General features: G+C 35.4%; 10 protein-coding genes. 2 read left to right on the top strand and 8 right to left on the bottom strand.

Translation table 11 applies throughout. The annotated features are described in order from the left end of the window. Positions 1–301 precede the first annotated feature (301 nt). The gene (gene trpS / locus ACTXGU_RS12615) at positions 302–1,291 is read left to right on the top strand and encodes a tryptophan--tRNA ligase (RefSeq protein WP_443481874.1); all 990 of its coding nucleotides are present in this window, start codon (positions 302–304) and stop codon (positions 1,289–1,291) included. A 192-nt stretch (positions 1,292–1,483) separates the two neighbouring features. On the opposite strand, the gene ACTXGU_RS12610 is transcribed toward trpS, so the two are convergent. The 4 genes from ACTXGU_RS12610 to ACTXGU_RS12595 all read right to left on the bottom strand — a co-directional run bounded on the left by ACTXGU_RS12610 (position 1,484) and on the right by ACTXGU_RS12595 (position 6,298). Continuing rightward, positions 1,484–2,230: a YjbA family protein gene (locus ACTXGU_RS12610; protein WP_443481873.1), complete on the bottom strand. Its 747-nt coding sequence runs from the start codon at positions 2,228–2,230 to the stop codon at positions 1,484–1,486. 434 nt (positions 2,231–2,664) lie between these two features. Continuing rightward, the gene (locus tag ACTXGU_RS12605) at positions 2,665–3,312 is read right to left on the bottom strand and encodes a DUF2268 domain-containing protein (RefSeq protein ID WP_443481872.1); all 648 of its coding nucleotides are present in this window, start codon (positions 3,310–3,312) and stop codon (positions 2,665–2,667) included. Positions 3,313–3,812: 500 nt separating this feature from the next. Next, positions 3,813–5,051 (bottom strand): beta-ketoacyl-ACP synthase II, encoded by a 1,239-nt coding sequence (gene fabF, locus ACTXGU_RS12600; RefSeq protein ID WP_443481871.1) that lies wholly within the window; start codon positions 5,049–5,051, stop codon positions 3,813–3,815. 314 nt (positions 5,052–5,365) lie between these two features. Next, a complete protein-coding gene (locus tag ACTXGU_RS12595; protein ID WP_443481870.1) occupies positions 5,366–6,298 on the bottom strand; it encodes a beta-ketoacyl-ACP synthase III in 933 nt (310 codons plus the stop codon). Between the two features lie 394 nt (positions 6,299–6,692). On the opposite strand from ACTXGU_RS12595, the gene ACTXGU_RS12590 reads away from it, so the two are divergent. After that, positions 6,693–7,052 (top strand): hypothetical protein, encoded by a 360-nt coding sequence (locus tag ACTXGU_RS12590; protein WP_443481869.1) that lies wholly within the window; start codon positions 6,693–6,695, stop codon positions 7,050–7,052. An 85-nt stretch (positions 7,053–7,137) separates the two neighbouring features. Here ACTXGU_RS12590 and ACTXGU_RS12585 read toward each other — a convergent pair whose 3' ends face one another. From ACTXGU_RS12585 to ACTXGU_RS12570, 4 genes are all read right to left on the bottom strand, one after another. Next, positions 7,138–7,332 (bottom strand): ComZ family protein, encoded by a 195-nt coding sequence (locus tag ACTXGU_RS12585; RefSeq protein WP_443481868.1) that lies wholly within the window; start codon positions 7,330–7,332, stop codon positions 7,138–7,140. Positions 7,333–7,348: 16 nt separating this feature from the next. Beyond that, positions 7,349–8,230 carry a BMP family ABC transporter substrate-binding protein gene (locus ACTXGU_RS12580; protein WP_443481867.1) on the bottom strand — a complete coding sequence of 294 codons (882 nt, stop codon included), beginning with the start codon at positions 8,228–8,230 and terminating at the stop codon, positions 7,349–7,351. A 223-nt stretch (positions 8,231–8,453) separates the two neighbouring features. Next, positions 8,454–9,242 carry a hypothetical protein gene (locus ACTXGU_RS12575; protein ID WP_443481866.1) on the bottom strand — a complete coding sequence of 263 codons (789 nt, stop codon included), beginning with the start codon at positions 9,240–9,242 and terminating at the stop codon, positions 8,454–8,456. Positions 9,243–9,752: 510 nt separating this feature from the next. After that, positions 9,753–10,490: a hydrolase gene (locus tag ACTXGU_RS12570; RefSeq protein ID WP_443481865.1), complete on the bottom strand. Its 738-nt coding sequence runs from the start codon at positions 10,488–10,490 to the stop codon at positions 9,753–9,755. Positions 10,491–10,595 lie beyond the last annotated feature (105 nt).

The raw sequence follows: 10,595 nt of genomic DNA, 5'->3' as shown, positions 1-10,595 counted from the left end.
TAGTGTATTCACGCTGCGGAACTTCTTTTCAGGGTAGACACCCATGCAACAAAATTTGCACCATGGCGCTTGGAAAGAAGCAGTCTCCACATTTATAGCGCAGAGCAGCGTGAATACACGAAGACTCCTGCGGGAAAGCGAGATAGACGAGACCCTGCAGGAGCGTAGCGACGAAGCGGCTCGGCGCTCGCCCGCGGAAAGCGTAGTGTATTCACGCTGCGGAATTTCTTTTCAGGGTAGCCATCTAAAAAAACACTGATGAACTTTTTTCAAAACATTTAATATCTGGAGGACATACTCAATGAAAACAATATTTTCTGGCATCCAGCCAAGTGGAACCATTACATTAGGAAATTATATTGGCGCATTAAGTCAATTTGTTGAATTGCAAAACGAATACAACTGTTATTTTTGCATTGTGGATCAACATGCTATTACCGTTCCACAAGATCGTCTAGTACTAAGAAATAATATTCGCAGTTTAGCAGCACTTTATTTAGCAGTTGGCATTGATCCAAGTAAGGCAACATTATTTATCCAATCGGAAGTGCCAGCACATGCACAAGGCGCTTGGATCATGCAATGCGTCTCATATATCGGTGAATTAGAAAGAATGACGCAGTTTAAAGATAAATCGGCTGGTAAAGATGCAGTTTCTTCTGCTTTATTAACGTACCCGCCATTAATGGCTGCAGATATTCTTTTATACAGCACTGATATTGTTCCTGTAGGAGAAGATCAAAAACAACACTTAGAATTAACTCGTGATTTAGCACAAAGATTTAACAATAAATACAATGACATTCTAACAATCCCAGAGGTGCGCATTCCAAAAGTTGGGGCACGTATTATGTCGCTGCAAGAACCGACAAAAAAAATGAGTAAATCAGATCCAAATAAAAAAGCAACCATTACTCTTTTAGATGAACCTTCTGTTATTGTGAAAAAAATTAAGAGTGCCGTTACTGATTCTGAAGGCATTGTAAAATATGATAAAGAAAATAAACCAGGTGTTTCCAACTTACTTTCTATTTATTCCATTCTTTCTGGAGAAAGCATCGAAAGTCTGGAAGCAAAATATGAAGGAAAAGGTTATGGAGACTTTAAAGCAGATTTAGCAAATGTAGTGGTTGAGAAGTTACAGCCAATTCAAGAAAAATATAAAGAATTAATGGCTTCCTCAGAGCTTGATGAAATTTTGGATATGGGCGCTGAAAAAGCAAATAAAGTAGCAGGCAAAATGGTGAAAAAGATGGAAAATGCAATGGGACTAGGCCGCAAACGAAGATAGTGAAGAAAAGCGGAAGCGCCTTGGTCAGCCCCGAAGAAAAATGTTCTCTTGTCTCAAAAAGTGTCTTTTACTTTTAGAGACAAGAAGTTATCTTTCACAGGGGCTAGGCGCTGAAGCTAGACAATAAAAAGCAGAAGCGCATTGCAAATCACTTTATAGACAAACTAAAAAGAGCTGGCAGCCAGCTCTTTTTTAATTTACTTTCGGACCATGCTCCATCTCCCATAGCTTTTCAAAAAATGGTTGTCCTTTAATAATCTTTTCGCAAAAATGCTCATGCTTTTCGGTCCAGCCATGTTTTGTACGTTCATATAGTTCATTCCAAGCATGTTCAAAGTTTAAATGCTGAATATCAAAATACCGCTCTGGACTCCACTCCGTGTACCAGTACCGAACTTCCGCTACGTTTTCTGAAGAATGCAGCTGATCCAGCGCCATAAAAAGCAATTGCTTGAGTTGCCTTTCTTTCCTTGTTAAGCCATTCATTATTAGAGGTTCCGGAGACAAAATATGAAATTCCTTTTTTTCTTCTTTCACAAGATAGTCATAATGAATTGTTTCTTGGTTTTCTACTAACTCATATGCTAATTGCTCTTGCCTAGGAATCATTCGGCTTTTTCTAATCGGAATGGAATATCCAATGGTGTCGACTACCAATATATCTACGCCATCTGATATCGCAAAACAATAATCAAGCTGTATTCTTTCATGGTTTTTTCGCAAATAAGCTTTTTGATAAATTTCATCCAGCAATTCTCGTGGCAATTCCGCTAAATCGTTTTCTATGTAGTTAAATAGAACAGAATCAATTTTCAACAACGGAACTTGATCTAACAACTCCACACTATCATCTTTCCGCCATTCATGAAAATGACAAATATTATAACCATTTTCTTCCCCTTCAAACCAATTTACCCAAACATCATGAAGATAATGCATATTTTAACCCCTCACTTCATCAACTGTTTGTCAATCAGTATGGGCAGACAGCAGTAAATTTATTCCTGTTTTTTGCTTATACTGTTAAATGTTTCTTTTGTGAAAAAAGGATGGAGCTTCACATATTGTAACTGCATCTGTATTGTTATATTGCTTATTCATTTTGTTTTCAAAAACAAGTATTTTTTGAAAGGCTGTTTTCTCAAAATTTGTTGTTTTTCACATAAAAAATTGGAGACGAAGTACTCAGCAGACTGAATACACGTAGACTCCTGTGGGAATGCGAGAAAGACGAGACCCCACAGGAGCGTATGCAACGAGGAGGCTCGACGCTCGCTAAACGGACGAAGTGTATTCAGGCTGCGAGTTTAAATGCAACATTCTATACGAAAACAGCCTTTTGAAAAGACTAGAACCCATCTAATACAAGGTTTCTAGTCTTTTGTTAGCGTGCTTTCACTTACAAAATTTTCGCTTTCCAATAGAAAATATGATTTTTCAGAAAAGTTATTTTGTTTGACGAAACTTTTAATAATATAATATCCACAACTATATCCCAGCATATATGGGTATCTGCCTAAACCATATAATAATACATCATGTAAATGTTCCGATTTTTTAATGTCTAAATTCTCCACTATGTCTTCCTTCCAAAACTTCCTTATTTCCTCTTCTTTATACAAATGACACCAGCTTGCATTATATTTTTCGCCACAATGTAATTTAACGGCATATTCGGCCAATCCTTCCATCACAATGGAATCTAGCAGTGTATATTCTTCCATGTTTTTCTTTTGATGATGAATGCGGCAAACATGATGGTATTCATGAATAAATAATGCTTCTAATTCTTTTGCATCTTCTATGTTTCCTACAAATAGAAATAGTTTGTCTGAAAAAGAAACTCCTGATTTATTTTCTGTTCTCTTTCTGGAAGGTTGAAATGGGAAGATATAAATAGGAATATCAGGACCTTTCCATTTTTTTTTGTATTTTTCATCATATTTACGAACGGTATTCCAAACATCCTTTTCTACTAATAAATCAAAGGTTTCTTTTGTGTTGCGAGACGGTTTATACATGCCATAACTCATTAAATATTGATAAATCCTTCTTGGATGATCATCATTAAATAATGATTGAAATTCTTTGCAAATTTTTACAGGAGATAAAAAATCTTCTTCTAACCATTTATTTGTATCGATTACCCCATTCCATGTTCACCCTTTACACGTATTATTCATATATTTGGTAAATTTTCATGTAAGTTCAGCTATGAGACCGGATTTAATAATTTATGTTGATTTTTATAAATGGTGAAGAGGAAGCATGATTTATTCCTATCCCGTATTTCCATAAAAAACTCCCATGGAGACTCGTCCCTCGTCTTCACCATCAAAATGAAAATAAAGGCAGATACAAACCTAATAAAGGCGGCGCGAGCGGAGCCACTCTACTCTTAATAAGGATTAAAACAAACTACGGAGCACTATCCATCTTATTATTCCATTAATATTGGCGAAGCTCCGACCCCTTCTCCATAAAAAAGAGCAGCCCCCCAAACGGAACTACTCTGCTAACATTATTGATATTTTTTAAAAATAATCGTTGCGTTATGGCCGCCAAATCCTAATGAATTGCTCATCGCCACATTTACTTCTTGTTTTCGATGTGTATTTACTACATAATCTAGATCACAATCTGGGTCTGGCGTTTCAAAATTAATGGTTGGAGGAAGTACACTGTCTTTAATCGCTAAAATACTAAAGATTGCTTCTACTCCTCCTGCTGCTCCTAATAGATGACCTGTCATCGATTTTGTACTGCTCATAGGTACTTTGTATGCATACTCGCCAAATACTGATTTCACTGCCATTGTTTCAAATTTATCGTTGTATGCTGTACTTGTTCCATGTGCATTAATGTAGGATACATCTTCCGGCTGCAAGCCAGCATCATCAATGGCCATTTTCATTGCTCTTGCGCCGCCTTCTCCTTCAGGTGCAGGGGAAGTGATATGATACGCATCTCCTGTTGCTCCGTAGCCTACGATTTCTGCGTAAATAGTTGCACCTCTATTTAAAGCATGCTCTAATTCTTCTAATACTAGGATTCCGGCTCCTTCTCCCATTACAAACCCATCACGATTCGCATCAAATGGTCTGCTTGCCGTTTTTGGATCTGGATTTGTTGATAAAGCAGTGTTAGCACAGAAGCCAGCAACTGACATTCTCGTAATTGGTGCTTCCGCTCCGCCAGTAATCATCGCATCTGCGTCTCCGCGTTGAATGACTTTAAACGCATCTCCAATTGAGTTTGTTCCTGTTGCACATGCAGTTACTGTACATGAGTTTACTCCTTTTGCACCAAGTGTAATAGATACTTGGCCAGTTGCCATATCAGGAATTAACATTGGTACAAAGAATGGACTTACACGCTTATAGCCTCTTTTTTGGAAAATTTCAAATTGATTTTCGAATGTTTCCATGCCACCAATACCAGACCCAATCCATACTCCAATACGAGGTGCATTTTCATCCGTAATTTTTAAATCAGCATCTTTTACTGCCATTAAGGAAGCTGCAAGTGCATATTGAGTAAAACGGTCCATTTTTCTTGCATCTTTTTTATCCATAAACTCTTCTGCATGAAAGTCTTTTAATTCCGCAGCAACTTTTGCCGGATATTCATCAGCATTAACCCTTGTTAATGGCCCAATACCAGAAACACCTTTAACAATGTTTTCCCATGTTGTTGTTGCATCATTCCCAAGGGGCGTTACTGCTCCTATTCCTGTAACTACAACTCTTCTTTTTGTCATGTCTCAATTCTCCTTTTTCTATCATTAGTATATATATGAAAAATCAAGTATTTCGGTTGAATTTACTATAATCATCATTTGTCATATCTTAATAAAAGACTCTTTTCGTATAGATTATTGTTATTTACCCCGCAGCCTGAATACACTTCACTTCTTGCTTAGCGAGTGCCGAGTCTCCTCGTCGCTATGCTCCTGCACAAGTCTCGTCTTTCTCGCTTTTCTAAGCAGAAGTCTTCAGGCTGCTCAGTACATCAACCATGGTTATTATTTTATTCAAAAATAACCAACTTTTAGAAAACAGCCTAAATAAAACATTATTTTCCCCAACGAATAGCAATTGCGCCCCATGTTAAGCCGCCGCCAAATCCAACCATAACAATTACATCATCATCTTTAATTTTTCCTGCTTCCAACTCCTCCACAAGAGAAATAGGAATGGATGCTGCACTTGTATTTCCGTATTTGTGAACGGTTTTTGATAATTTCTCTTCTGGCAGATTTAATCTTTGTCTAGACGCTTCCATGATGCGAATATTCGCTTGATGAGGAATGAGAAAATCAACATCTTCTTTTGATAGTCCTGCTTTAACTAGAACATTTTCACTGCTTTCTCCCATTTGACGAACAGCAAACTTAAACACTTCTCGTCCATTCATTTGAATAAACTCATCTTGATAAAGATGTTTGCCGCCAGAACCATCAGCGCCTAATTCAAATGAAAGAATTCCTCTGCCTTCTGATACTTTCCCTAATACAACTGCTCCTGCTCCATCTCCAAAAAGAACGGCTGTATTTCTGTCTTCCCAATTCGTAATTTTCGATAGTTTCTCAACACCAACAACTAAAACATGCTTATAAACATTATTATCAATAAATTGTTTAGCAGTTACCATACCATACATAAATCCTGCACATGCTGCACTAAGATCAAATGCTGCTGCTTTTGTTGCACCTAATCGTTCTTGAAGCATGCAAGCAACAGAAGGAAATGGCTGATCTGGTGTAATAGTGGCTACTAAAATAAGATCAATTTCATCAGGCGATATATTTGCGTCTTCTATCGCTTTTTTAGCTGCTTCATATCCAATATCCGACGTATTTGTCTGATCATCTGCAATTCTTCTTTCTTCGATTCCAGTTCTTGTACGAATCCATTCATCATTTGTGTCTACCATTTTTTCTAAATCAAAATTCGTTAATATTTTTTCAGGCAATGCGCGTCCAATGCCAATAATTCCTGTGCCCAAAGCTCTCAGCTCCTTTAATATGACCGATTATACGGTATAAACTTCCCTTTTCAAAATAATATGCAACTTCTTATATTATTGTTTTAGTTTAATCTACTACTTCTCCATTCATTCTCCGATTTCTTATAAGAAAGGCGCCGAAGCTAGACATTCATCTAACTTCAAAAATTTATGCTATCTTATCTTACTAAGAAAAACGTTAAAGCAAGTAGATTTTTTATAAAACAATTTGTTCTTATTATATTATTATCAAATATTATGACTTGGTACTAATTTTATCAAAAAATCATGAACTTTTGCAACATTTTTTAGTTTCACTACGCCATTGTCTAATCAACTACTATATTCGTACATAGGATAGTACTAACTAATTTTATGTATTGGAGGCGTAATCATGGACGAGGATCAAGAAAGACAGGAGGATCAAGAATCACTAGATCACAAGCAACATACAGATCGTCTTACCAATTTTATGTTTGGTACAAACTATCCTTCAAATCGAAGAAAAGAAGCAGATCAAGAAGAAATAACAACAAATAGAAACCGTGGAGATGCATGGATTTTAGGAAGTAATAGAGAGAGTAAAGAAGCAGATCAAGAACAAGAAGGAAAATTTGACGCCATAACAAATTTTCTAGATCAAATAGATATCAACTTATTAATGAAAAATGTGGATAGTTTCATGACATCTGCGAATGAACTGAAACCACTCATAAAAAAAATGTCGCCGCTCATTAAAAAATGGTTAAAATAATAGCCAGTTTTTTTCAAACAGTAAAAAAAGACTTATAGACATTTTTTTGATGCCTGTAAGTCTTTAATACCTTTTATTATAGAATTTAATTATCTTTCTTTTCAGCATCTAACTTCCCTAATTCATATGCTTCGTTCATTACTTTTGTAAATAAGCTCATAAATGGTTCAATCATTTCAAATGATAATTCCACTCCAGCTTTTTCTAGTTCCGCTTTTGCATCTGGTAAATATTTCATAGCAATTTGCATAAATTCCATTGTTTTATCTTGTGTTGTCATTGTGTTGTCCTCCAAATTATTTGTTTTTTTCTTCTGGCAATTCTCCTGTTTTTATATAATGGGATATTTCTTTTTGGATTCGATCCGTGAAGTTTTTATCAACTTTAGGACTAAATTTTCCTAATGAAATAAATCTATCCTTTATTCCAACATACAAGGAACCTGGCAGAAGTTTTCCTTCATTAAAGTCTTTTGCTATTTTATCATAAATTTCTGGAATATGCAGAATTGTACTCGTTAAAACAGTAAAATTTCCTAAGCTTGATTGTTCCGATGTATAGCCAATCGCATATATGCCTTTTTCCTTCAACTTCTCTATCACAGCTATATTAAAGCCGTTTCCTGCTGAATAAATAATATCCGCATTTTGTTCTAACTGCTCATTTAATAACAATAGAGCATTTTCTTGATCATCCCAATCATAAACATAGGATGTTTTAACTGTTACATTTCTGTTTTCATATTTTGCTCCATCAATAAATCCTTGTATTTCAGACTGCGACTCAAATGCAGCTAAACTCGCTATCGTATTTGTTGTCGTCATATGTCCAGCTACCATCCCTGCAAAGAAGCCAATAGGATAGCCTTCTAATATAACAGTCGTCGTATTGTTTTTTGTTGCTTCTCCATTAAAACTGACAAAATGAATCGATGGATATTTATCTGCTATCGTATTAAAGTATTCTGCAAATAATTGGCCTTGACCAAATATTATGTTTATTCCTTTGCCTTCAAATTCCTTTATCGCTCTATCTGTAATGGCCTTAGAATTAATCCCTTCCTTGTAATACGCTTCCACATTGTATTGTGACTGGATTGTCAGTAATCCTTTATACCCTTTTGTACCCAACATTTGATCACTTATGCTTCCTTCAACAAGCAATCCTACTTTTTTCATCTTCCCTTCCCGATCAGCTTGTCCACAGGAAACAAGAAAAAAGGAAGATAAAAGAAACAAAACTGTTATAATTATTTTTATCTTTTGCATCTTTTTTTGCCTTTCTAGTCGTACTATTTCTCTTTTATAAAGGCTGTTTTGGTATAGATTGTTGTAATTTACCCCGTAGCCATGTTTATTATTTTATTCAATAACAACAAACTTTTAGAAAACAGCCAAAATATTAGTCTATATACATCTTAATATGCTTTCTTTGTACTTCCAAGTTTTCAGATATGTTTTTTTTATTATTTACAGCAATAGTTGAAATCGTATCTTGGAAAGGGATGTTGTTGTTTTCATTGCGTTCTTGATGCCATTGAAGATAATCTAGGCATTTATGCCAATGATTTTCCACTTTGCTTTTTAATAAAAAGTCATTATCCTTTCCTTGCAATATTTGATTAACTAATTCTTCCATCGCATCTTCGATATAAATAGCATCTTTTGTATATTCCTTTTTATGCTGTCGAATCGCCTTTTCTTCCGTACCTGTTAAAATTTGTTGAAATAAAAAATTTTCTGGCTGCCAAGGACCATATACAGTTGGTAAATAGAACACCTGAGACCGAATTTGATGTACATCCAGCAAATGTTTACATTCATTTATAATGCCCTCTTCTATATTATTTGGACATATTATCACTATCTTTTTCTTTTTTCTTTTTTCTCCTATTAATATGAATTCCATTTGATCAGCTGAAAGCAGCGACACTAATTGATCTTCTTTTTCTAAAGTATAGAAATCAAAAATAATCAGCATCTCGTCCTGATTTATCTCGTTAACGAAAGATGACCATTTAGTTTCCATAAAGTTTGAATTTCTCCCAAAAACCATTTTTTTATCTTCCAATTTGTCTATTTCCACATTAGGATAGGAAATACCTATTATGTTGTAACCTTTCTCTAATAAAACAGAACAAAGGTGAATTCCAATAAAATGATATGGTCCAACGATAACTGCTTTCTCCATTATAATGCCTCCTAAAAATCTTCATTAGTGTATACTATGCAATAACCGCCCAATTATTTCGTCCTGATGTAAACACCAAAAATCCTTCTTATAAAAGAACAAGCTTTTCTTAAACAGAGGACTCTGTTAAATCTCAGTGTTGATTTATAATGGTCAGGAAATTTACTCGCTTTCCGAGGAAGAAGCTTTTAACAGGCTTTTTTTCAGGGTAGACACCCATGCTAATAAAATTCGCACCATGGCGCATGAAAAGAAGCAGTATCCCTATTTTTTAGCGCAGAGCAGCCGGCATACACGAAGACTCCTATGGGATTAGCGGGACAGCCGAGACCCCGCAGGAGCGCTAGCGACGAGGAGGCTCGACGCCCGCCCCATGGAAAGCGAAGTGTATGCCGGCTGCGGACTACTCACAAGAACACCACACTTTTCAGAGTAGCCTAAACAGAAAAAAATCCCTCTAGGATTAACCCATGAAGAGATTTCTGAAAATATTAACATATAAATACGCACTTATAAGTCTTTTTCATATTCTTGAAAAAAAACAACGACTTGATTAGGTATCGCACTTCGCTTTTCTGGCAATACATAGGAAACAAATATCGGTAAACTTTTCTTTTCCCACTTTACAGATGTTTTTTTTAAGAAGTTGGATTGATAATACGATTTCCCATCATGAAGAATATGAATAATTTTTACAGGCGTATTTGCTTCTTCTATTTGAGATTCTTTATATCCTTGTAAAAAAGAAAATAATTCATCCTCATGAAGATGAAATGCAATCGAAATTTCATTACACAGTTTTTTGAAAAAGAATTTATGCTCTTTCTCCCTTTCAACATGCTCGATTAAAGATAAAATCGGATTAAAAAGAACAACAGAGCGAATATTTCCCTTCATTTCTTTCATTAATTTTATTGCAATTAACGCTCCCATTCCTTCTGCAATAATATGAATTTTTTGATTAAGTATTTCTGTACGAATAATAAATTCATATAGACGCTTTGCTAATTGACATGCTTTGTTGCTTCCCCAGTTTTTCCCGTATAAATTCGAATAAAAGATCGTATAGCCTTTTTTTAGCAGCGATTCTACTAGTTGTTTTTTCCCTTCATTTTGGATCCAAAAGCTGTTTGATTTATTAACATAATGCCTGTCGTCTCCAATAATTAAGACACCGAAACCATTTGGTTGAGGAGGATAGTGTATCATATTCCATTCGGTATCCAATTGGAAGGTTCGGTTCTTCATCACTAATACTCCTTTTTTACAATTTCTTTTTATAGAGATAAGTCCGGTCGATTTTTTGCGTCATCTTGCTTTCCTCTCCTCACGTATTAAATAAATAGGTTCTGT

It is taken from the genome of Niallia sp. 01092 (genome assembly GCF_052318935.1).
Classification (GTDB): Bacteria; Bacillota; Bacilli; order Bacillales; family Cytobacillaceae; genus Niallia.
The sequence above is the reverse complement of the archived record's forward strand: the minus strand, read 5'-3'. Positions and strand labels throughout refer to the sequence as shown.

Bases quoted from the DNA above. Each gene is read 5' to 3' on its own strand.
- ACTXGU_RS12575 (WP_443481866.1), bottom strand. From the start codon at position 9,242: ATGGAGAAAGCAGTTATCGTTGGACCATATCATTTTATTGGAATTCAC.
- ACTXGU_RS12580 (WP_443481867.1), bottom strand. From the start codon at position 8,230: ATGAAAAAAGTAGGATTGCTTGTTGAAGGAAGCATAAGTGATCAAATG.
- ACTXGU_RS12585 (WP_443481868.1), bottom strand. From the start codon at position 7,332: ATGACAACACAAGATAAAACAATGGAATTTATGCAAATTGCTATGAAA.
- trpS (WP_443481874.1), top strand. From the start codon at position 302: ATGAAAACAATATTTTCTGGCATCCAGCCAAGTGGAACCATTACATTA.
- ACTXGU_RS12605 (WP_443481872.1), bottom strand. From the start codon at position 3,312: ATGTATAAACCGTCTCGCAACACAAAAGAAACCTTTGATTTATTAGTA.
- ACTXGU_RS12590 (WP_443481869.1), top strand. From the start codon at position 6,693: ATGGACGAGGATCAAGAAAGACAGGAGGATCAAGAATCACTAGATCAC.
- fabF (WP_443481871.1), bottom strand. From the start codon at position 5,051: ATGACAAAAAGAAGAGTTGTAGTTACAGGAATAGGAGCAGTAACGCCC.
- ACTXGU_RS12570 (WP_443481865.1), bottom strand. From the start codon at position 10,490: ATGAAGAACCGAACCTTCCAATTGGATACCGAATGGAATATGATACAC.
- ACTXGU_RS12610 (WP_443481873.1), bottom strand. From the start codon at position 2,230: ATGCATTATCTTCATGATGTTTGGGTAAATTGGTTTGAAGGGGAAGAA.